At 42.7% G+C, this 22,690-nt stretch carries 23 protein-coding genes; 5 read left to right on the plus strand and 18 right to left on the minus strand.

Annotated features, from left to right (window positions below; translation table 11 throughout):
• Positions 1 to 99: 99 nt before the first annotated feature.
• Both D4N35_RS11575 and D4N35_RS11580 read right to left on the minus strand, forming a co-directional pair.
• A complete protein-coding gene (locus D4N35_RS11575; RefSeq protein WP_235870373.1) occupies positions 100 to 519 on the minus strand; it encodes a UPF0158 family protein in 420 nt (139 codons plus the stop codon).
• A gap of 106 nt (positions 520 to 625) precedes the next feature.
• Complete coding sequence (locus D4N35_RS11580; RefSeq protein WP_120073732.1) at positions 626 to 1,078, minus strand: hypothetical protein; 453 nt, start codon at positions 1,076 to 1,078, stop codon at positions 626 to 628.
• 101 nt (positions 1,079 to 1,179) lie between these two features.
• Between D4N35_RS11580 and D4N35_RS11585 the strand changes: the two genes are divergently transcribed.
• Positions 1,180 to 1,806, plus strand: a complete 627-nt coding sequence (locus D4N35_RS11585) for an aspartate/glutamate racemase family protein (protein WP_120073734.1) — start codon at positions 1,180 to 1,182, stop codon at positions 1,804 to 1,806.
• A 36-nt stretch (positions 1,807 to 1,842) separates the two neighbouring features.
• Here D4N35_RS11585 and D4N35_RS11590 read toward each other — a convergent pair whose 3' ends face one another.
• The 8 genes from D4N35_RS11590 to D4N35_RS11625 all read right to left on the minus strand — a co-directional run bounded on the left by D4N35_RS11590 (position 1,843) and on the right by D4N35_RS11625 (position 13,479).
• Positions 1,843 to 3,336: an aminotransferase class I/II-fold pyridoxal phosphate-dependent enzyme gene (locus D4N35_RS11590; protein ID WP_120073736.1), complete on the minus strand. Its 1,494-nt coding sequence runs from the start codon at positions 3,334 to 3,336 to the stop codon at positions 1,843 to 1,845.
• Positions 3,337 to 3,622: 286 nt separating this feature from the next.
• On the minus strand, positions 3,623 to 5,065 hold the full coding sequence (hpaB, locus tag D4N35_RS11595) for a 4-hydroxyphenylacetate 3-monooxygenase, oxygenase component (protein ID WP_120073738.1): 1,443 nt from the start codon (positions 5,063 to 5,065) through the stop codon (positions 3,623 to 3,625).
• Positions 5,066 to 5,259: 194 nt separating this feature from the next.
• Positions 5,260 to 6,795, minus strand: coding sequence for an amino acid permease (locus D4N35_RS11600; RefSeq protein WP_235870374.1), 1,536 nt, complete (start codon positions 6,793 to 6,795; stop codon positions 5,260 to 5,262).
• A gap of 157 nt (positions 6,796 to 6,952) precedes the next feature.
• Positions 6,953 to 8,452 carry an aminotransferase class I/II-fold pyridoxal phosphate-dependent enzyme gene (locus tag D4N35_RS11605; RefSeq protein ID WP_120073741.1) on the minus strand — a complete coding sequence of 500 codons (1,500 nt, stop codon included), beginning with the start codon at positions 8,450 to 8,452 and terminating at the stop codon, positions 6,953 to 6,955.
• 278 nt (positions 8,453 to 8,730) lie between these two features.
• On the minus strand, positions 8,731 to 10,143 hold the full coding sequence (locus tag D4N35_RS11610; RefSeq protein ID WP_120073848.1) for a sigma-54 interaction domain-containing protein: 1,413 nt from the start codon (positions 10,141 to 10,143) through the stop codon (positions 8,731 to 8,733).
• A gap of 159 nt (positions 10,144 to 10,302) precedes the next feature.
• Entirely contained in the window at positions 10,303 to 11,853 is a 1,551-nt protein-coding gene (locus tag D4N35_RS11615; RefSeq protein WP_164876354.1) for an NAD(P)H-hydrate dehydratase, read from the minus strand.
• Between the two features lie 170 nt (positions 11,854 to 12,023).
• Complete coding sequence (gene rlmN, locus D4N35_RS11620) at positions 12,024 to 13,091, minus strand: dual-specificity RNA methyltransferase RlmN (protein ID WP_120073745.1); 1,068 nt, start codon at positions 13,089 to 13,091, stop codon at positions 12,024 to 12,026.
• A gap of 97 nt (positions 13,092 to 13,188) precedes the next feature.
• Complete coding sequence (locus tag D4N35_RS11625; protein ID WP_120073747.1) at positions 13,189 to 13,479, minus strand: DUF5316 domain-containing protein; 291 nt, start codon at positions 13,477 to 13,479, stop codon at positions 13,189 to 13,191.
• Here D4N35_RS11625 and D4N35_RS11630 point away from each other — a divergent pair.
• Entirely contained in the window at positions 13,479 to 13,787 is a 309-nt protein-coding gene (locus tag D4N35_RS11630; RefSeq protein WP_120073749.1) for a cysteine-rich CWC family protein, read from the plus strand. The genes D4N35_RS11625 and D4N35_RS11630 overlap by 1 nt on opposite strands.
• Positions 13,788 to 13,802: 15 nt before the next feature.
• Here the strand turns inward: D4N35_RS11630 and D4N35_RS11635 are convergent, their stop codons facing one another.
• A complete protein-coding gene (locus tag D4N35_RS11635) occupies positions 13,803 to 14,558 on the minus strand; it encodes an alpha/beta fold hydrolase (protein WP_120073751.1) in 756 nt (251 codons plus the stop codon).
• Positions 14,559 to 14,624: 66 nt separating this feature from the next.
• On the opposite strand from D4N35_RS11635, the gene D4N35_RS11640 reads away from it, so the two are divergent.
• Positions 14,625 to 14,915 (plus strand): YciI family protein, encoded by a 291-nt coding sequence (locus tag D4N35_RS11640; RefSeq protein ID WP_120073753.1) that lies wholly within the window; start codon positions 14,625 to 14,627, stop codon positions 14,913 to 14,915.
• Between the two features lie 127 nt (positions 14,916 to 15,042).
• Here the strand turns inward: D4N35_RS11640 and D4N35_RS11645 are convergent, their stop codons facing one another.
• From D4N35_RS11645 to D4N35_RS11660, 4 genes are all read right to left on the minus strand, one after another.
• Positions 15,043 to 16,782 carry a GMC family oxidoreductase gene (locus D4N35_RS11645; protein ID WP_120073755.1) on the minus strand — a complete coding sequence of 580 codons (1,740 nt, stop codon included), beginning with the start codon at positions 16,780 to 16,782 and terminating at the stop codon, positions 15,043 to 15,045.
• A 15-nt stretch (positions 16,783 to 16,797) separates the two neighbouring features.
• Positions 16,798 to 17,640: a gluconate 2-dehydrogenase subunit 3 family protein gene (locus tag D4N35_RS11650; protein WP_283903067.1), complete on the minus strand. Its 843-nt coding sequence runs from the start codon at positions 17,638 to 17,640 to the stop codon at positions 16,798 to 16,800.
• Positions 17,641 to 18,263: 623 nt separating this feature from the next.
• The gene (locus tag D4N35_RS11655; protein WP_120073762.1) at positions 18,264 to 18,554 is read right to left on the minus strand and encodes a hypothetical protein; all 291 of its coding nucleotides are present in this window, start codon (positions 18,552 to 18,554) and stop codon (positions 18,264 to 18,266) included.
• 14 nt (positions 18,555 to 18,568) lie between these two features.
• Positions 18,569 to 19,816, minus strand: a complete 1,248-nt coding sequence (locus D4N35_RS11660; RefSeq protein ID WP_186306570.1) for an MFS transporter — start codon at positions 19,814 to 19,816, stop codon at positions 18,569 to 18,571.
• 152 nt (positions 19,817 to 19,968) lie between these two features.
• Between D4N35_RS11660 and D4N35_RS11665 the strand changes: the two genes are divergently transcribed.
• Positions 19,969 to 20,739: a phosphosulfolactate synthase gene (locus D4N35_RS11665; protein WP_120073766.1), complete on the plus strand. Its 771-nt coding sequence runs from the start codon at positions 19,969 to 19,971 to the stop codon at positions 20,737 to 20,739.
• A complete protein-coding gene (locus tag D4N35_RS11670) occupies positions 20,721 to 21,251 on the plus strand; it encodes a histidine phosphatase family protein (RefSeq protein ID WP_120073769.1) in 531 nt (176 codons plus the stop codon). The genes D4N35_RS11665 and D4N35_RS11670 overlap by 19 nt, the downstream gene beginning before the upstream one ends.
• 28 nt (positions 21,252 to 21,279) lie before the next feature.
• On the opposite strand, the gene D4N35_RS11675 is transcribed toward D4N35_RS11670, so the two are convergent.
• The 3 genes from D4N35_RS11675 to D4N35_RS11680 form a co-directional block, all read right to left on the minus strand.
• The gene (locus tag D4N35_RS11675; RefSeq protein WP_120073772.1) at positions 21,280 to 21,897 is read right to left on the minus strand and encodes a YitT family protein; all 618 of its coding nucleotides are present in this window, start codon (positions 21,895 to 21,897) and stop codon (positions 21,280 to 21,282) included.
• 113 nt (positions 21,898 to 22,010) lie between these two features.
• Positions 22,011 to 22,145 (minus strand): hypothetical protein, encoded by a 135-nt coding sequence (locus tag D4N35_RS18530; protein ID WP_268920378.1) that lies wholly within the window; start codon positions 22,143 to 22,145, stop codon positions 22,011 to 22,013.
• A gap of 146 nt (positions 22,146 to 22,291) precedes the next feature.
• Positions 22,292 to 22,648 (minus strand): ASCH domain-containing protein, encoded by a 357-nt coding sequence (locus tag D4N35_RS11680; RefSeq protein WP_120073774.1) that lies wholly within the window; start codon positions 22,646 to 22,648, stop codon positions 22,292 to 22,294.
• Between the last annotated feature and the right edge of the window lie 42 nt (positions 22,649 to 22,690).

The raw sequence follows: 22,690 nt of genomic DNA on the forward strand, positions 1-22,690 counted from the left end.
AATTACACAAAATAATTTATACTCCCTCCATTTTCTTTAGATTAATCTTCAGGACTGCGGGAAAATTCCATGAGCAGTCCTTTAAGTTTTCATTTTTAGCTAAAAATATTCGATGTCATGATTCTCGCACCATTCAATTGCAATGTCTTTATAACATTTATCACGGAACTGATACCATTTGTCTTCCAAACCTAAATAAAAAATTTTTTCCTTAAACCTTCTGAACGCACCCTTTCCCCTTATAGAGGAAAGCAGTTCGTTTCCAATGTCCTCATCTGGCAGAGAGTAACAAAAATTTTCCATCATACTATACTCATGGATATCAAATTGGGTAGGAAGTGAAATATAGTTTTCTTCATTCTCCAAAATATCTATAGCCATTTTCATTTCCTCTTGCTGCCAATCCGGTAAATGGTCATAAGGTTCATCGTCTTCAGCTTTTCGGAGTGCCGTATTATCAACCGCTATGATATCTCCTGTCTTCAGATTAAAAAAGGTATTGCTTTCATAAGACTGCATTTCCATTCCATCAATAACATCACTTAATTTAACTTTTGCTTTTATTTTCTTGCACCCCGCTATCGTTCTGTTCTTTTTTCCACATTTTATTTAAATGTTACTTTTATTATAAAACGGAATCTTCATCAAAGACATTCCATTTTTCGTTATTTTTTTGAGCAGTTTCAGAGAGGTCCGTTTCCATCTCCTTGTGGGTAATTCCAAACGGCACACCATTTTCTGTATAACCTGCTATGAAATAGAATGGCTCATCACTGTATATTTCCTCATATTGCTTCTGTTTTCTCTCTCGTTTTTCTTTCTTTTTAAGCTTTTGCATTTTTCTGGCTTCCATGGCTTTTATTGCTTTTTGTCTCTCTTTCCCAGAAACCTTATAACCAAGCATTTCCATTTCGGTTAATGCGCATAACTCATCAACACAAAACCTTTTGCAATACCCTTTAATTAAGTTTTTGCCTTCATATTTTTCCAGCCATTTTGTATTTTTGACATGCTGCACCCGGCTTGTCCGTTTCATCCGTTTTCTTCGTGGTCCTTTGACTTTTTTTCCATTATACATATAAATCGCCAATCCTTTAATCCAAAGATAAAATATAACTCTATCATACAATAGTTGAGCTATAATTAAATGACAGCAGTTTACAAATCAGAGGTGATTCGATGAAAGCAGCCCTCATTTCCGCCACGAAGAATTCTATCAAGCCTATTGAACAAGCCTTTGAAAAATATGCCCCTGAGATTGAATATGTCCATTTATTGGATTCAGATCTGTTAAACATGATGGAAAGAGACGGATTATTAACAAAAGAAATGATTGATCGATTCATAGACTTGTGCAGGCTGGCAGTCAAATCAAAAGTGGATGTCATCCAACTGACATGTTCTGCGTTCAACGATGCGGTTGACGTATTGCGGCCGGTTTTCCAAGTTCCGATTTTCCGTTCAGATCAGGCAATGCTCGATAAAGCACTGAAATATAAAAAGGTAGGCCTTATTTCGACCGTTAAGGAGACACCCATCGCTTTAAGCAATTATTTAAAGAGACAGAACCCTGATATCGAAATACTTTCAAAGGTGGATGATGGGGCAATCCACCTCCTCTCAAAAGGGAAATTGGCAGAACATGATTCCCGGGTGCTGACTATGATTAATGAAATAACCGATCAGGTGGATGTCATAGTGCTTTCCCAATACAGCATGGAGCATATTGCAAGCCAAATCAATCTTGAGCTCCCGATATTAACCGCGGCAAAAGAAACTGTCCTGCATTTAAAGTCATTGTTATAGGAAAGCCGGGCATTTTTGTCGCCCGGCTTTAAAGTATCATTTAATTATATACAAAGTTTCCATCGAATCATCAGAAGGGCTCTGGAAATATGCGCCCATTTCGTGCAGTTGTTTGATTGAATCTACATGCCTTTTTGTAATTTCCTCACCCGGGTTTAATAATGGAATTCCAGGAGGGTACGGAAGGACCGTTTCAGCACATAAAGAACCGATGGCTTCATCCAATTTCACCTTGTGGCGCGGCCTGTGAAAGGCATCTTGCAGGCTCATTTTCGGCTCATATACTGTCCCTTCCTCTTCAAACATAATAATGTCCTTTTTTTCATGAGGAGTCACAGAAAGCTCCAGCAACTTTTGATCAATCGCTTTAACGGCCTCTACAACTTTATCAATATCTTCTTCTTTTTCATTTAAGGAAAATAAAAAGACGATATTGCGGGGGTCGCCGATTTCTGCCACAGCCCCCTGGTCATAAAAAAGGTCGAGCAGGTGGTATCCGGATACAGATTCATCTTTGGAGGCGATGATCCATTTAAGCGGATCCCTGCGTTGGACCTCTGCGCTTCCTGCCCAAATCGATAGTGACTTAAGTTCTTTTGTCAGCTCTTCCCTTCTTCTTTCCAATCTTTGAACCGTATCTTTTAAATGGTCCCTTCCGCGTTCCACCAAATATCTTCTGGCAAGATCGAGTGAGCCAAGTAGCAAATACGACGGGCTTGTTGACTGGATCATTCCCAGCACCCTTGCCAACCGCTCCCGATCTACAATGTCTCCTTTAACATGAAGCATGGAAGACATATGCATGGATGTCAGCATCTTATGGGTGGATTGGACCACAAGATTTGCCCCCATTGAAAGGGCTGAAGGGGGAACTTCATCAGCTTGGCCGAAATGAGCGCCGTGTGCCTCGTCAACAATTAACGGAACTCCAGCCTGCCTGCAAACCTCCGCCAATCGGGAAATGTCCTGGCTCATTCCATAATAATTCGGGTTTGTCACCCATATCCCTTTTACATCGGGATTTTCAGCCAATGCTTCTTCAAAATGATGGAGATCCGGTACCATTGCCGCTTTTGTAACGGACTCAATGGCGGGAGCTATGTAAATCGGATGGGCGCCGGCAAGAAGCAGTCCGTTAAATACTGACTTATGCATATTCCTCTGAACGAGTATTTTGTCTCCAGGGCTGCAAATCGTCAGTGCAACACCCAGATTTCCGATTGTACTTCCTCCAACGAGAAAGAATGTATCGTCAGCCCCAAAAGCATCGGCTGCTAAGTTCTGCGCTTCCAGGATTGAGTCAGTTGGCTGATGAAGGTCATCAATTCCTTTTATACAAGTCGCATCAATTTTTAATACATTGGAAAAATGATGCTGGGCATCTTTGTCAAAAACACGCCCGTCTTTGTGCCCCGGCACGTGCATGGAAGTGCGGTTTGTCTCTTCGTATAAACAAAGCGCCTCATAAAGCGGAGCTTTAGAGTGGTTCAATTTATTTAATTTCGGTACAGAAGTTTTTATCATATTCATACACGTTCCCCCATTCATTGTTAATACCTGTCATATGTATTCGCTTACATGGAGCATTTTAGCATATTTATAAAAATACTGAATGCATCTGCCGTTCGTAAGGCTTCCAATCTGCTCATGCTACCCTCCCTTTTTTCACTTGGGTTGCTCATTTTCTAAAAATTGACTTTGAATAACAGTAAAATAAAAATCCTCTTTTTAAGAGGAGTGCGCAATATTCATCAAAAGAATGTAAATCGATATTATTATAACTTTTCAATATAGTCAATTGGGGTTATTTCTAAAACTATTTATTTTTAAGAAATTTGTCGACTATATCAATAGGGTAATCTTTTGGGTAATTTTTATATAAATAGGTCGATAATCGTACAGGATCGCCGAAAAAATACCTTTCATACTGAATTTGTCTTGTTCCAAACGGGCTCATTGTCAGATCCCATGCCAAACGGAATAGCTTTACTCTATCCGGAGCGGATCTGCTTTCTCCCCTTAGATACTTTTCAAGATCCGCAGCAATATTACTGTCAAAGTCATTTTCAGTAGGCAACGTTACCATCCCGCTGGCTCCTATCAATTGGATAATCTCACAAAAACGGGGGTAAACTTTCGGGAATACAGTTCCGGCAACCTGCAATGGAATCATACTTGGACGCATAATCCCAAATTCGTCCAACTCCGCATCATTTTCCGATTTCTCCAGCAAAGCTTTCATTGTCTCAAGCCCGACAATGATTTCTGAAAGTTTATCTTGGATATGCTGATACTCGTCCACATTGATCGTTTCGACCATTGATTGGGCGACACCGAGGATGAACTCTGTTTTTGCTATTTGTCTGATAATCACTTGGTGATAGGCAAAAGGGTAAAAGGAACTGCGCAGCTTTAAATCCGTTGCAGCATCAACATTATCGTAGAAAAATACCTTTTCCCAAGGAACCAATACGTGATCAAATACAACGATTGAATCCATTTCTTCATATTGGGAACTGAGGGGGTGGTTAAAAAAAGAATCCCCGCCAACAAATGATTCCCTGCAGATGAATTTAAGGCCTTTTGTATCGGAAGGAATGGAAAAGGCAAAGGCTTCATCTGGATCAAAGAAAAATCTGGGAGCGGTGTAAACCAATACCTCGTCAGTCATTCCTCCCTGCGTTGCCAGAAGACGTGCCCCTTTAATGACAAGCCCCTTTTTATTTTTTTCAATTACTTTGGCTGAAATGGGATCCTTTGAAAAACCTAAATTGAGCTGGGAACGATTGATTTGAGGAGTAATAAAAGTGTGGGTAAATGACAAATCTTTCTTCATGGCTCTTTCATATAATGACTGGATATTTTCAGGAAAGCAATTATTTCTTCCTTTTAACAAAGGGGCAGAAGCTGCATAGCTCATAATGGCAGTATTCATATAATCCGGGCTTCTTCCGATCATTCCGTGAGTGTGCCGGGCCCAGTGTTCGATCATTTTTCTCCTTCTTTTTAGATCCTGTTTAGTCTTTGGCTGCAAGTAAGACAATCCAACCGATTCTTTTTTATCTTGAATGGAAAAAGTCATCTCATCTTTTATCTTAGGGTCGTTTTGCATATCATAAAGTGATGATATTGTCTGAATGATTCCCTTGAAAGCAGGGTGTTCAGAAATATTTCCTTCAATCTTATTGCCATCAAACCAAATTTCAATGTCCAATCTGTTTAAACGGGCGATAAAATCTTTCCCGGCAATGGTTCCCATTTTCTCACTCCTTCTGTTTGGCACCATATCAATTAATCTGCGTTTTTGTTTTCATTTTATTGGATCAGGCATTTGTTTATTCTGTATTTTAAGGAGCAAAAAGCGAAATTTGATCCAACGCAGATGTAGTTAGACGAAAAAAGCCGCAATCTTTGATTGAAATCAAGATTGCGGCTTTGAATGCCGGGCTGTACCTATTTTAGCTTCATATCTCCAGGCCGATTTTCGCCGGTTCTTTCGGCTGTGCTGAAGTCACATTCCTTCAATGGAACAACCTTTGTTTTCTTAACAATTTTATACCCCAGCCATACAGCGATGAACAAAGGAAGCCCGATATAGGAGACTAGCGCGCCGTTCCAGTCTATCGAACCGCTTGTAAATGCACTGTAGTTTTGGCCGAGTATGACAAAGATACAAAGGGCAAGGGCAAACAGAGGTCCAAATGGGAACCATTTTGCCTTGTACGGAAGATCATCCAGACTTCTTCCTTGGGCAACGTACGCCCGGCGGAACCGATAATGGCTGAGCGAGATGCCTACCCACGCTATAAACCCGGACATCCCTGATGCATTCAGAAGCCAAATATAGACAGCACCATCGCCAAAGAAGGAAGCAAGGAATGCAAGGCAGCCGACCAATGAGGTGGCAACCAACGCCCGGACAGGTACGCCTCTTTTATCAAGCCGGCCAAAAAACTTTGGAGCTTTCCCTTCCCTAGCCAAATCCCATAACATCCGGGTAGAAGCGTACAAACCGGAGCTTCCGGCAGACATCACGGAAGTTAAAATGATCGCATTCATGACGGAGGCGGCAAAAGCGACACCTGCCTGATCAAATACAAGCGTGAAAGGGCTAACGGTCACATCTTCGCTTGCCAAACTTTCTGTTGTATACGGAATGATCAAGCTGATGACTAAGATGGCGAATATATAAAACAGAAGAATCCGCCAAAAAACCGACCGGACAGCTTTCGGAATGGATTTGGCAGGGTTGTCCGTTTCGCCGGCTGCCACTCCGAATAGTTCAGTTCCCTGGAAAGAGTATCCCGCTGCCATGAATATCCCCAAAATTGTCATGAATCCGCCATTGAACGGCCCTTCGCCGACATGGAAGTTTTTAAATCCGATGAACTCTCCGCCCATGATCCCAAAAATCATTAGAACACCGACAATCAAGAAAACAATAACTGTTACAACTTTGATCATGGAAAACCAATATTCAGATTCTCCGAAGCCTTTGACAGAAAGATAGTTTAATAGAAAAATAATTCCTAAACAGAGGCCGCTCCAAAGGATGGAAGGACTGTCGGGAAACCAGAATTTCATGATTAAAGTAACCGCTGCCAATTCGGAAGCTATCGTAATGGCCCAGTTATACCAATAGTTCCAACCCAGGGCGAACCCTAATGCAGGATCGACAAAACGGGTTCCGTAGGTGCTGAACGAACCGGCTACAGGCATGAATGCGGACATTTCCGCAAGACTGACCATGACAAAATAAACCATAATCCCGATTGCTCCATAGGCAAGAAGTGCTCCGCCGGGCCCGGCAGTATGAATAGCTGTTCCGCTGGCGAGGAATAAACCGGTCCCAATTGTGCCGCCAAGAGCGATCATCGTTAGATGCCTTGACTTTAATTTCCTCTTTAATTCTTGTGGAGGCTGGCCTGCATCCACGTTGCCTGTTTCATTTTTTGCAATAAAAGATTGTTCGGCGGCATGATGTTGCATAAATACGAGTTCCTCCTTTTACGTGGTGTCTAATGGGTTTACCCTCCCATTATTTGTTGTTTGTTTGAAGGAGTAACTTTGACTTCCCTCATTCAAAACCCGTTTCGAAATTTTAAGAGAAACCAGCCGCTTCCCTAACCGCGGCTGGGTTACCTCACTATTTTATCACATAAATTGTTTCCATAGTCTCATCTGACGGACTTTGGAAGTAAGCGCCCATTTCATGGAGCTGCCTGATTGTATCCACGTGGGTTTGCGTTATTTCTTCACCTGGTGTCAGAAGCGGAATTCCCGGAGGGTAAGGAAGAACTGTCTCTGCACAGTACGAACCTACTGCTTCTTCCAGCTTCATGCGATGACGCGGCTTGTGAAATGCCGTCCCCAAGGATAATGCCGGCTTTTGCAGTGTCCCTTCTTCAGCGAAGAGAACGATCTCTTTTGTCTCCTGCTTAGAGAATTCCATCTGCTTTAATTTCTTGTCAATGGCTTTGATTGCATCCACCACTTTTTCAATATCCTCTTCCTTTTCATTCAGTGAAAACAAGAAGACGATATTGCGGGGGTCGCTTATTTCTGCGGTGCAGCCTTCTTCATAGAAAAAATCGAGCAATTGGTATCCTGTCACCGTTTCATCTTTGCAGGAAATGATCCATTTTAATGGGTCCCTACTATGAACTTCGATGCTTCCTTCCCAAATGGCAAGTGTCTCTAATTCATCGGCAAGACAGATTCTTCTTTTTTCCAAACGATCCACCGTTTGTTTAAGTTCCTCTCTTCCCTTTTCAACCAAATACCTTCTGGCAAGGTCCAATGATGCAAGTAATGGATAAGACGGGCTGGTCGACTGGATCATGCCGAGTACTTGGGCCAAACGCTCGCGGTTGATCAGATCACCCTTTACGTGAAGCATAGATGCCATCGTCATCGCTGTCAGCATTTTATGGGTGGATTGAACAACGAGATCGGCACCCTGGGAAAGTGCAGACGGAGGAACCGATTCAGACTGTCCGAAATGGGCTCCATGGGCTTCATCAACGATTAAAGGAATACCTGCTTGATGGCAGGTTTCAGCCAATTGCGAAACATTTTGGCTCATGCCGTAGTAATTTGGATTCGTAATCCAGACGGCTTTTGCATCCGGATGCTGTTTCAAAGCCTCTTCAATATAAAAGATATCTGAAACCATGGCTGCTTTTGTCGTGGATTCAATCGCCGGCGCAATGTAAACTGGGTGAGCGCCTGCCAGAAGCAAACCATGGAATACCGATTTGTGCATATTGCGCTGAACAAGGATCTTGTCTCCAGGCCCGCATAATGTAAGGGCCGCTCCAATATTTCCAATCGTGCTGCCCCCAACAAGGAAAAAAGTATGGTCAGAACCGAATGCCTCTGCTGCGAGAGCCTGCGCCTCGGCAATGAAATCTGTCGGATGATGCAGATCGTCTATTCCTACAGACTCGGTAGCATCTATTTTTAATACATCATAGAAATGATCATAACCTTTTTGGTCGAAAACCCTTCCATCTTTGTGGCCGGGAACGTGCATGGACGTTCTTTTGCTTTCTTCATATTGGCAAAGTGCCTCATAAAGCGGGGCTTTGGAATGGTTTGATTTTTTGTTCATCAATTTTTCAACTTGCGAAATGTCTATACTCATAACAGCTTCTCCTCCCAATCTTTTCTATCTGTTTTTAGTTAAGAGAATCCATGTTAAAAAGAAGAAAATTGACACCGTTTGCAAATGATGCCATTTAAAGGTTTCGCTTCTTTCGTGGAGCTCAGTTAAATATATTGCAATTTTTGTGCCAGCGCAATATCTTTTTAAATGAAATACTTGGAAACCCTTTCAGATCATAGGTTTATCATTAAAAAACAAACTTTTATGACAGGGAACTATCTTCCTGCAAAATATAAAACCGCCGAATATTCGGCGGTTCATTTGTCGTCATTTATTTTTGTCAGCTTATATTGCAGTGTTTGACGGGGAATATTCAATAATTTTGCAGCTTGCTGTATATTCCCGCCGGTTTTTCTTAACGCTTCTGTGATCAAATTTTTTTCTGTCTCCATCAAAGCTTCCCTCAGCGGAATAAGTTGAGTGCTGTTCATTACGTTATAGGATGCACCGTCAAAAGCTGCGATATGCTGTGGAATATGTTCTTTGGTGATTGTATGTCCATCCATGATGTTCATGGCAGATTCGATGGCATGCTCCAGCTCGCGGACATTGCCCGGCCAGGCATAGGCATGAAGCAAATCCAACACATCTTCATTGATTTGTGTAACCAGCTTGCCGAATTGAAAATTATATTTACGGACAAAATGTTCCGCCAGCAATGCAATATCACCTTTTCTTTCCCGAAGAGGCGGAATATTCAAATTGACCACATTTAAGCGGTAATACAGGTCTGGGCGCAATGTTTTTTCCTCTATGCATTTTTCTGCCGGCTCATTCATGGCGGCGATGATCCGGACATTGACGGGATTCTCTTTCGTACCTCCCACCCTGCGTATGAGTCCGTTTTCAAGCACCCTTAACAGTTTTGCCTGAATATCGAGCGGCATGGAATTGATTTCATCAAGGAACAATGTTCCCCCATTTGCAATTTCAAACAATCCAGGACGGTCTGTGGCACCCGTATAGCTGCCTTTTGATGTTCCGAACAGGATGCCTTCCAAAAGTGATGACGGGATAGCCGCACAATTTTGCGCAATGAATGGAGCGGATTTGCGGGGTGATGCATTATGGATTGCCTGAACAAACAATTCCTTCCCGGTTCCCGTTTCTCCATATATTAATATGGGTGATGATGTTTGGGCGACTTTAGCCGCTTTTTCTTTTAATTGTTTGAAAGAAAGATCATTTGTGATAATGTCCATTAACTGATACTTGGCTCCTGACTCGCCTTTTGCAGATCGTGGCCTGCCGTCGGCGGGTTTCACCTTAGCCTGCAGATCAAGCAGCTTTTCTGACAACTGCTTGATTCTTGTCACGTCTTTGGCAATTTCAACAGCTCCGACTATTTCTCCATCTACGATGATGGGAAGCGTAGTATTGACCGTATCAATCAACATTCCACGTATATTATAGTATGATTGATGCTCGTTATGGATGGGCTTTCCTGTATGGACGACCTTTAATAATGTACTGGTTTCGACTGTCAAGGAAGGAAATACATCGAGCACATGTTTTCCGAGCACCTCTTCCCCTTCCACACCATCAAGCTTCGCTGCCACATGGTTATAAAAAATAGTTACACCGTGTGCATCGACCGCATGGATCCCTTCATCAATCGTACTTAAAATCGCATGGAGAATTTCCTTATCTTTCGTGTCTGTCAAATTCAATAGCACGGAAATCGGCTCCTTTACCGTAGGCCTATTACTCTAAAAGATGTGCCGGATTTTTGTCGAATAGGTGCCGGATATTCGGCACCCTATTATTATATGATATATTAAAATGGAAATCACCCACTTAAAGGTTCAATTGCCCGCAATCCACCATATCTATCCGAGACGATTCAAATATTCACGCACTCCTTGGATCAAATCGGGTGCGGCAACCCCATAACGGGAATATTTTTTCGCCATTTCTTCTCCAGCTCTCGCATGTAAATAACTTGCTGCCGTCATTGCGTCCAAAGGTTGGGCTCCCTGGGCAACGAATGATGCGATCAATCCCGTCAGGACATCCCCGCTGCCTCCTTTGCCGAGGGCATCATGGCCGGCAGGGTTAATAAAGATTTCTCCTTGCGGAGACGCGATGATGGAGCGATGGCCTTTTAACAATAAATGAATCCCATATTTTTTTGCAAATTCTTGGGCATGTTCAATTCGGTCCGACTCCACATCCCTGACATCCGAGTTCAATAAACCTGCCATCTCTCCCGGATGGGGTGTAAAAATGATATCTCCTTTATACTTTTTAAGTAATTCCAAATGGTTCCGGGACAAATACAGAGCATCCGCATCGACTACGACCGTTTGGCCCGAAAGGGATTGAAATAAGGTTTCCATCCATTTTTCCCCTTTCGGAAATCTGCTCATCCCCGGACCGACAGCGACCACATCAAACTCATTAAACCTCGAGGCAATCTCATGAACTGAGTGGTCTGAAAAATGGCCATCTGTTTCGGAAAGAGGGGAAAATAAGGCTGCTGGCACCTGTGCTGCGGCCATCGGATAAATATTTACTGGAACAGCCAGCGTAACAAGCCCAGCCCCGGAAAACAGTGCGCTTTTTGCCGTAAACAGCGGAGCACCGACATATTGGCGCGATCCTCCCAGTACGAGAACATGTCCAAACGTTCCCTTATGCCCGTCGATGGGCCTTTTCGGTACCAAATCGTTTACAAGCCTTTCCGTCACAACTGTCGGCATGTTCAAATTAAGGTCCCTGACGATAGAAGAAGGAACAGAAATATCGACTGTCTTCCAGCTTCCAACGTATTTGGGGCCGTCCTGTAAGAAGAAACCTTTTTTGGGGCAAACAAACGTGATTGTTTTATCGGCCTTGATTGCAAGATCGTCCACTTTGCCGCTGTCACTGTTTAAACCTGAGGGAATATCTACCGAAATAATCATTTTATCTTTGCCGATTTCGTTTATCATTGAAATGATTTCATTAAAGGGCTGCCTAACCGGTCCATTTGCCCCCGTCCCCAAAATGGCGTCAACAATAACATCTGCCTGTTCCATTATTTTGGGAAGATCCCTTTTTGGGTTTTGATGAATGTACCGAATGGGAAGGCCGCGGTTAAGATAAACATCGAAATGAATCTTGGCATCTCCTTTTATGCGCTCCGGATCAGCCGCGAGGCAAAGGAGACATTCATATCCTTCATCATGAAGGCGCCTGGCGATGACAAATCCATCGCCTCCGTTATTCCCGGAACCGGCCACTACAATTATTTTAGGTTTTTCAGAAGTTAGATGACCTGTTATCTCATGCACCACTTTGGCGCCGGCATTTTCCATCAGTACAACACCGGGAAGGCCAATTGTCTCTATTGTATATTGGTCCATTTGCTGCATATCTTTCCGGTCGGCTGCAAACATAGGCATTCCCCCGTAACGTAATGGATTATCATTAATTTAACAATCTTGGGGATGAAATTCCAGAATAAACGCATGATCCTCTATGGGAGAAGTATTTTAGGATGCAGAGTGCTTCAATATTCAACCATAAAAAAAGGAATGATCCTGTGATCATCCGCTCTTTTCAAATGTTAAACTGCCGATTTTCTTTTTTTGATCTGCTTGCTTCTTAATTGCCCGCACGCCGCATCTATATCGGTTCCCAGCTCCATTCTGACACCGCAATGGATCCCTTTTTTCTTTAACGTATCAAAGAATGTACGAATGGCCTCCGGTTCACTTCGCTGATACTGTCCGTGCTCATCGACCGGGTTGTACGGTATCAGGTTTACGTACGTAAGATGCCTTCTCTTTTCAAGGAGTCTGGCCAACTCCAAGGCTTCTTTCTGATGGTCGTTGACGTCTTTTAATAAGATATACTCTATCGTAACCCGTCGATTCGTTTTATCCAAATAATAATCAAGTGCCTCCATCAGCTTGGCTATCGGAAAAGCCCTGTTGATTTTCATAATCTGCGTACGCAGTTCATCGTTAGGAGCATGCAGTGATAAGGCAAGATTGACTTGCAAATTTTCATCTGCGAAGTCATAAATTTTATGGGCAAGGCCGCTTGTTGATACTGTAATATGCCTTGCGCCGATTGCCAATCCTTTCGGATCGTTGACGACTCTTAGGAAATTCATCAAGTTTGTGTAATTGTCAAACGGTTCTCCGATTCCCATGACTACAATATGGCTCACCCGTTCGTCTTGGCCGCGCCCATCCAGAAATTTTTGCACCTGCATAATTTGGCCGACAATTTCTCCGCTGTTTAAGTCGCGGTTCTTCTTCAACAATCCGCTGGCACAGAAGCTGCAGCCGATATTGCAGCCGACCTGCGTTGTCACACATACAGATAGTCCGTAATGGAAGCTCATTAAGACGGTCTCAATGAGGTTGCCGTCTTCCAGCTCAAATAAAAATTTGATGGTCCCATCCTCGGATTCCTGTTTTACCGCCTGCTTCAGTGTTTGAATGGCGAAATGTTCATCCAATAATTCCAGACAGTCTTTATTGACATTTTTCATCTCTGAAAAACTGTCTACCCTCTTTGTATATAACCAGTCCCAGACTTGCTGTGCACGGAATTTTTTCTGTCCGTGCTCTACAAGCCAGTCTGTCAATTGGTCTATCGTTAAGCCATAAATTGATTTCTTCAATTGAAAACCCTCATTTCAAATAGATCCATGCTGTTATTATAATACTAGCATAGAAACAAGGAAACAACCTATTTTTGGGGTCTGACTCCAAACGGGGTTAGTTAAAAAAATAGAGGAAGCATCCAGCCACTATTAGATTAGGCAGTCCAATGAAAAACAATCTCGCACTGACAATCGTTCTTTCATGCCTTTCCGCCATTGATTCAGAAGCAAAGTTGGCCCTTGCCCGGTCACCGCTCACCATCGTTCCCAGTGAAATCATGCTTAGGACAAGGAAAAGCAGCCCAATCCCTCCAGTAACTTTGACAGCCGTATCTATCCCCCATAGTGCCAAACTGAACAAAGCCGAAACCGCGGACAAGAGAATCCCCATCAAGAAATATTTCAATGCCTCTCCCCCTTTTATTTTATATACGCCTGCAGAACAGCTTTGTTTCAACTATAATAAAATTGACATGCCAAAAACTAATACTGGTGGTGAAAGCTTTGAAAAATAGAGGTAAAAAATGCCCTATATGCGGTAACGATAATAACTGTTGCTGCTCCCTCGATAAAAAACTAGGAATTTGCTGGTGCAGCCAGGAATCATTTCCGAAAGGGATATTTCATAAAGTGCCTCGTGAGCATTTATATCAAACATGCATTTGCAAAGATTGCTTAGATAAATTCAAACAGAGCAACTCTTGGTTTACATAATTTAATTACAGGTAATTAAATTACATTCCCTTCTATCCAATCCTTCACCATTTTGCTAAACAGTTCCGGCTTTGCCAATGGGAAACCATGTCCCACTCCTGATACAAGCACCCCGTGGCAATTTGGATTGCTGTTTACAATTTCTTTTGCAGATTTTTTCATCAGGCTGTTTTCATTTTCCCCGACTGTTACCAATATGTTTGAAGAGGCTAGCTTGAATTCGGAAGGGACCTTAAACGACATGTTTTCTTCCAATATCCTGATGAGAGTTTCCTGTTCCATGGCGCAATTTTCCTTATAATATTTCTCAAAATCATCTTCTTGTATATATAAAACTTTCGCTTGGAGTTTTGAAAATGGCCTCCATTTAATCAGAGGATGAGAAATTTTGATAAAAGGTTTCAAGAATTTCCAGCCATGCGGCATTGGCTTTGCCAGCGCACTGTTAATTACAGCGTGGTCTATCAATTCTGGCCTCATGGAAAGGATTTGTATCGTGATTTGGGCACCCAATGAAAACCCAATCAGCACAACTTGCTTACCTTTTCCTTTATCCCTAATCAATTCAATGACCTTTTCCGCACTAGATAGAATAGAGAAATGGTCCTCACCTTTGCTTCTTCCATGTTCAGGCAAATCTGGGACAATGCACTGATAGTCGCGAAAATATGATAACTGTTGGTCCCACATCCAGCCGCTTACGCCACCCCCATGCAAAAATACAATCAATGGCCCTTCGCTGCAGCCATGTTCCTCAAAATACAATGTCAAGTTCTCACCTCTAGTACAAATTTTTTTGATTTATGTTACTATTATAAACAAAAAGGAGATTTAGTTATGAATTACATTGTCGCATTGATGAAGACGGTCGATAAAGCTAAAGATAATGAAATACTTGAAGAGCACATCGAATATCTTAACAGGCAAATCGAGAAAGGAAATATCCTGGCAAAAGGGCCTTTCACCGATCATTCGGGAGGTTTTATTATCTTTGGTGTTAAAACAATGGAGGAAGCGCAGCAAATAGCCGGCCAAGATCCGGCTGCCCTAAACAAAACACGGGAATTCACCTTTAAAGAGTGGAAATGCTCTATTGAAATAGATACAAAGGGAATCATGCATGATTGAGCAAAAGTTATCGTCCGCTCTCCAAAATAATAGCATACGTTCCACCAAAAAAGGTCCCTGATTTATCAGGAACCTTTTCGATTACATCTTCTCTTAATTTTGAAGACTTTCATTGATCCTCTAATGATCAGGCAGTATTACTTTCCCTTACTTCTGCCAGGATGCCGCCCTCTTTAAGATACTTTTCAACACCTTCTGAAGCACGATATGCCAATGCTCCTACAGTAGCGGTTGGATGATGCCCCCCAAAATGAGGAAAGGCAGAAGCACCGACAACAAAAAGGTTTTCCATGTCCCACATTTGCAGGTAGTTGTTCAGCGCAGAAGTCGATGGATCGCTTCCCATGATGACACCGCCTGCGTAGTGTCCTCCTTGATATATATGATCAAACTCTTGCGGAATATCATCCTTGTCAATAATGTCGGCGCCCATTTCCTTTACTACTTCCGCACATTTCTCAACGCCAAACTTTGCAATGGCTCGATCCTGGTCGGTATATTTGTAGGTTACGCGCAGAAGCGGATCGCCAAAATCATCCTTATATGTGGGGTCTAAATCCACGTAGTTATGCCACCAAGACATGATGGCTGGTGTATACCATACGACCATATTGCGGTGGGCATAGTGAATAGACTTTTTCTTGAATTCCGGTCCCCAGGCTGGCGTTCCGGCCGGCACATGGTTGCTTGCGATTGCCCCGTCTCCATACTGCCTGAGCTCTACCGCACCCCCATGAATGAAATTAAGATTCGAGTGATCGAAGTTATCTGCATTCAAATCGTTGAATGTTCCCCCTAGGGCGCCGGCTCCGGCATATAGATTGAATTTTTTATCATTGAAAAAGCCTCTTGCACCTCTGAAGGTAATATTGAACTGGCCATGATAATTTCTTCCAATGACTCCCTGCCTGGTTTTCGGGTCATAAGGCTGTCCTATTCCCGACAACAGCAAAAGACGGTTGTTTGTGAAAGTAAAAGCGCCTAAAACGACCACTTTTGCAGGCTGTTCGTACTCCTGGCCAGTTTTCGTATCTACATACATGACTCCCGTTGCCTTGCCGCCTTTATGCAGTACACGGCGGACATAGCTTTCAGTTCTTAGTTCAAAATTTCCCGTTTTCTGCGCTGTTGGAATCACTGTTACAAGAGAGTCGGACTTGGCTCCGAAATCACAGCCATATTGTGTACAAAACGCACAGTACATACATGCGTTAATCACTTCTCCGTCAGGGTTTTCATATCTTTGGGATACATTTGCAGACGGAACCTGATACGGGTGGTATCCCAGATTTTTCGCCGCTTGTTTGAACAACTTGATGGGAGGCGACTCTTTCAACGGAGGGTTCGGATAATCGCTTTTCCGTTCACCCAAAGGATCTCGTTCGCCTGATATTCCTGCAGTCTTTTCCCATCGCTCATAATACGGTTCCATCTCCTTGTAGGTGATCCCCCAGTCCTGGAGCATCATCCCTTCGGGAATCTTTTTCTTTCCATAACGCTGGACCGTCTGGCTATAAATTTCAAAGTCATACGGCCAATAACGGTAAGTGGCACCCGCCCAGTGAACACTGCCGGCGCCGGAACCCGTTCCTGCCATCATTTCTTCCCGTGTCCTTACGGGAAGTGCCACTTCATCAATATCAGTTCTTGAGGTAATCGTTTCATGTGACAGGTTCTGCATTAGCTCAAACCTGTTGGTAAACCGCAGCTCATCTTTCACTCCGGTAAAATCATCGAGCACTCTTTTAGGACCGCGCTCCAAACAAACGACCTTATAGCCCGCTTTGGATAGTTCAGCTGATACAACCCCGCCTGACCAGCTGGATCCGACAACGACAACATCTACTGGTTTCAGTCTTTTTGCCATGACTGATTCCTCCCATTATGCATATTTTTGATAATCTTTCAGACTTTGGAGATCCATTTTCACAAATTTTTCAGCCTCAATGACGTCCGCAAAAGATGCGCGCGGTCCCGGGTACTCTTTCATCTTCCACCCCTGCATATTTTTATTGCCGCCATATAACGGATCCGAATACACACCCTCTATGGTGGTTTTAAGAAGCAGATTGAAAAAAGTGACAGAATCAACGCCCTGCATCTCTACCTCGCCGTTATCAAACATTTTGAGCACTTGGTCCTGCTGATCAGGACTGGCATCAACGAACTTCTTTTTAAATTTATCTTGGCTCACTTTTTCCATCTTCCGGAGTCCGGCTAGAAAAATTTCGGCCCTTGTCAACCGCGATTGGTATCTTGGCGTTGGTACCGGTGTTTGGGTATCCGTATCAGGACCTGTTTTATCTTTCTGGCTGTCCTTGTGCTGGTAATCATGCTCTTCGCTATTTTGTCTAAACGGATCTTTCATATATTCCTTTGCATTTGTCCCCCAATAACTGGCCAGCTGCTTATCAATAAAGTAAGGGACTCCGAGCTCAATGGCCCCCGGGCCAATATCATCCTTCGGAAATATACGCTCTGTTGCAGCTCCCAATATATCGAAATCTTCCTTACGGCTGAAAAACATTCGCGCTTCCTGGAGTGCTGCACCCTTTACAGCCTCATCTTTGATTTGGGCTTCTTGCTTTTTTTGATATTCATTTGTCAGCAATCCCCCTAACAAAGAACCTCCGACAACACCTCCCGCAACCATGCCAGTGTTTTTAAGAAACTGGCGCCGGCTCAATCCTTTTTTATCATCTTTATCTGAGTGCTGGTCTGTCACCCTTTTTCCCTCCTTTAAAAGGATTAATATTAATTTTTGACTTTGTTCCAATACTTTCCATCCATCCAAATTATTATACAAGCGTCTCAATTTATAAGAACAAAAGTGGAAGCGCCTGTTCATCGACGTACAGACTGGAGTGCCTTCGACGAGATAAAGGATAAGGAAGTGCGAGAGTGCCTGCTTATCGGCGCAAAGCTAGACTACGCTTGCGAAGGCGTAGTTTGCCTTCAGCAGCGATTGGCTTAACCCTTGCACCGATGGCACTCGCAGCCGGACAACACGGCGAGAAACGCAGGCTCAAGCAGCGACGTCCTGTGCGTCGGAGCCGATGTTGACTTATCGTAGGAAAGCTACTACTTGAAATGGCCTCGTGTGATGCTTCCTTGAGTTGGCGTCGTGCAGCTTTGCTATGATGTTCGCCAAACATCCTCGAATAAGCAACGCCGCAGGAGCACACCAGGCGCGAAGTCTGCTAGTCGATAGGCGCTGGAGCTGGACGTAGATTAACGTGAAAAGTATGCTATCCACAACCAAACCAGTTTATAATTTCAAATTTCCTTAAAAATAAAAAAGCCTTGATAATCAGCGTTTCACTGACATCAAAGCCTTTTCTGATTAAACTATTGATTTCCGCTTTCTTTATCCCCGTTCAGATCAATTTTTTCGCATCCGGAATACAGACAGGAGAATATATCCAAGCCCTCTTTCGCTTTTGCCAGTCCTTTTAAATATGGAGTGACCAAATCCTTGAAATCCGCTTCAACCCCTTTTTCCTCCAGAAGCCCATGTACATATAATTTTTTTTCATCGAATAAAAAAGCTACGTTTCCAACCGCTTTTCCATTTGCATCCACAATGTTCAACAATTGAAAATGCGGGTTTATTACTTCAGGCGAAAAATAAATTTCCAATTTGTTTTGCTCCTTTATGTGAACTTTAATTGCTCGAATAGCGTCCCGCTGCCTGTCGAAGGTTCCTCTTTCTTGACACGGATGAAAAACAGGCATAATAGCATAGCCAGAAACACAATGCCGGCTGTAGTCAAGAACATCCCAGATCTTGACCAATCCATGAGCGCGCTAAAAACTGGCGGACCGACAGCGACACCCAAAAATCTGACTGACCCATATAAAGACGTGACAAAACCTCTGCGCTCTGCTGATACTGATCCGGTAATGAAACTGTTAATGCAAGGTAGTACGAGTCCGGTCCCTATGCTGCTGAAAACAAGAATAGAGATGAAAGGGATCAACCCTTTAAAAAAGACCAATATTGAAAAAGACGCTGTCATTAATATTAATCCAATGACAATCAGCTTTTTCATTAATTTCATGTTCTTTCCAATCTTGCTTCCGGTTATATATGAAGTCAAAGTCATGAATAAAAGCGGGATAGCCAAGATGCCGCCTTTTAGAATACCGTCAATATGATGGTCCTTTTCGAGAATATCGGATATATAGAACAATATCCCAAACAGCGTAAACAAACATGCCGCTCCCGTAAAATAGGCAACAAAAAGCCATCGTCCTTCCGTTTTAAAAACAGAACCCAGTCCCTTGATGTAATTGCCGACGCTCGGCGGTTCTTCATCCTTTTTCTTTTCCTTCACAAAAAATATGGTTAAAAGAATGGATATAAGACAAAAAATCGGAAAAGCAAAAAACACGGCATACCATATAATCAGTGCAAGCAATGAACCAAGAATCGGGCTGATGACTTTCCCAAAACCGTTTGAAGCCTCAACCAGACCAAGCACTTTGCTTTGTTCTCCGCCTTTAAAAAGGTCCCCTGTCAAAGCCATGGCAATCGGAGCAGTGCCGGCTGCACCAATTCCCTGCATGATTCTTCCTGCCAATACCCATGTGTATGCATTGGAAAACCATGCCGAGGCTGCACCGGCCAATATCCCTCCGCTACCATATAAAATCAGTGCCGGGATAATGACCGCTTTCCGGGAAAAACGGTCGGATAAATAGCCTAAAATCGGGATGGATACAGCCGCAGCCATAGAAAATACCGTAATGATTAAACTGATTTTAAACTGGGAAACATCAAACTCACTTTTCATTTTCGGCAAAATCGGAATGAGCATGGAATTTCCCAAAACCAAAATTAGGGGAATGGATGCAATTGCCGCGATGGCCATCCCCTTATTTTTTTGCTTCGGCAACATATTCCCTCCCATCGCCCTGAATTATGATCCTTTTTATTTTGGCGGCATACTTGCTTTTTATGCAATTACAATAAATTAATTCAACAATAAAATTGCACTCTTGCCCAGCTTTTGAATAGTCTATCGTAGAAACTGGAGGAGGCGTTTTCCTTATGGAATTTTTGGATTTGCCAATGAGAACTTCTGGAACGAGAACTTATGGCATTACTTCAATTGCTGACTTTGGCGTTCCTTTACAAGAACTGGAATATATTTTATCCGATTACGGGCATATTATCGATATTGCCAAGTTGGGAATCGGATCAGCCTATGTCACGCCGAACGTTGAAAAAAAAATTGCACTCTATAAAAAATATGACATCGAACCATATTGCGGGGGCACCCTGTTTGAAAAAGGCTATTATCAAAACAAACTGACGGAATATACCGATTACCTAAGGAAATTAGAAATCGAATGGATAGAGATATCCAACGGGACAATCGATATCCCTCTAAACGAGCGGCTTAATCTTGTTTTACAGCTCAAAGACGATTTCCATGTGATAGCAGAAGTCGGGTCCAAGGATGCAAACAAGCATATGTCCACTTCCGATTGGGTAGACGAAGTCAAAATCCTGCTGGAAGCCGGCTGCCAATATGTCATCACGGAAGGAAGGGATTCCGGCACTTCAGGTATTTACGATAAAAGCGGGTTAATCAAGTCTGAATTGGTAGAGGAATTACGAAAAGAGATTGACTGCAATAAAATCATATTTGAAGCGCCCCTTCCGAAGCATCAAATGTATTTCATCAACGAGATTGGGCCAAACGTCAATTTGGGGAATGTGAGGCTGTCTGACGTTTTAATTTTAGAGGCTCAAAGATGCGGGTTAAGATGCGAGACTTTTTTCCTGGAGGAAGCTGAATGCAAGTTACCTTTATAAGGCACCTGTCTACGGAATGGAATAAAAAAACGTGGCTGCAGGGCAGGCGCGATATAAGGATTTCCTCTATTACTGAAAATGATTTGCATAAGATCAAGAAAAATAAGGAGCACTTGGAGAGCCTGGCACCCTTTGATCTAATTTTGGCCAGCACGTTGAAAAGAACACAAGAAACGGCCCGGCTGTACGGATATGAACCGGAAATTGAGCACTTGCTTGACGAATTGGATTTCGGTACGTTTGAAGGGCTTCCAAAGAAAAAACTAATAGAAGAATTGGGAAGCAAATGGGTGGATCATCCCCTTGATATTACGCTTGGCGAACCTGTCAGCAACTTGGAAAAAAGAATTATCTCCTTCATACAAAAATACAAAAGCCGCAAAAAAATTTTGGCTTTTGGGCATGGTGCTTGGATTAGGGGAGCTTTATCATATGTAAATTACGGAGACATAAATCAAATGAATAAAATCCGGGTTAAAAATAACGATTGCCTGACCATCCATATTACTTAAAAGAAGATCCCTGGATAATGGGATCTTTTTATCTTCTTCTCCAACTTACAGTCATTGAAGTGATTTTATGGATTTTTAAATGATAAATAAAATCAATTACATTCGTTGACATAAACTGGCAGACAATGGCGAAAATGACAATTTTATAATCGATGACAAGGGAAGTTAAAAGAAAGATAAATAGGTTAATCCCCATCATGACTTTTCCCGGACTCCAGTTTTTATGAAACGCAATCATCAGCGCCGGAATCACCATCCCGCCGCTTGAAGCTCCAGCACGAATAAGCAGCCCGACACCCAGGCCGAAAAACAAACTTCCCGCAGCCATATCCAATAATAGGAATCCGGGCTGCACAGGCACCTGCATGGTAAAAAAGCTGATGGTAGCAGACGTGGTTGCAACCGAAAGCACCGTCCTGAAGGTCCATGTATATCCAAAGAAATTCAAAGCGAACAATAAAAAAACTGCATTCGCAAGCCATAAGGAAAAACCTAATGATAAATCAAACCAATGGTTGATAAGGAGGGCGATGCCTGCTGCACCACCGGAAGGGATGGAATGCGGAAACAAAAACAAAGACATGGACATTCCCTGCAGGAAAGCCCCTGTAAATAAACAAATGTAGGTCAGTAATAATTTCTTCATGGAAAATATAGTCTGCCTTTAAATTTTGCATTCACCTGTATCCCCTCCTTGTCCATTTTATGAGTATAAAACCATAATATGTAGGAAGATTTTCCAAGCTGTGCAAAGGTTCATTATTCGTAAACGTTATCTGCGTTTTTATATCTTAATTTTTCAGAATGGATTGGTTTTTTATGGTCCTTATCCGGTTTTCTCTTTGTTTGAGGGATTTCCTCCGTCGTTCTTTGGTTCATTTGGCCTTTCTGCACTTGATCCGCCGCCTTTCAAACTTTTCTCCTTTATTTTCGGTTAACTTTCGCATTTTATCATTTTTTATTCCAGTTTATCGGAATCTCAGTTTGGAAAAATAAAACAAATAATAGAAAAAGGGCCCAATTGATAAAATTGAGCCGACCTACTGTGCTTGTTTTTGCAACAGCGAAAATTCATGAACCCATACTTTCATTTTGGGCATCCACTTCATACCGGGATGCATCCCCAAAATGGCTTTCTTATAATCTTCCAGGCTTTCATAACCCTCCTGCCTTGCGTGCTCGTCAGTCATTTCTCCAAGACTTTGGGAATAGACATTTTCAACGATAAATTCTTTGCCCTGCAATTCCATAATTTCTCCGATATCAGCATAGCGTCCATTTCTTCTTGTGGCTGTCTTTTGTCCCCTGATGACCTTTTCAACATCTTTCGGTACAGTTACCAGCCGTTCAATTGTACAGGTTTTTGGAGGTAAGTTTACGTTGTTTCTTTCCGTCAATTCTAAAACCGCCTTTTACAAAAATCTATCCCATACATTTTA

Source organism: Siminovitchia fortis (assembly GCF_003605365.2).
Taxonomy (GTDB): domain Bacteria; phylum Bacillota; class Bacilli; order Bacillales; family Bacillaceae_C; genus Siminovitchia; species Siminovitchia fortis.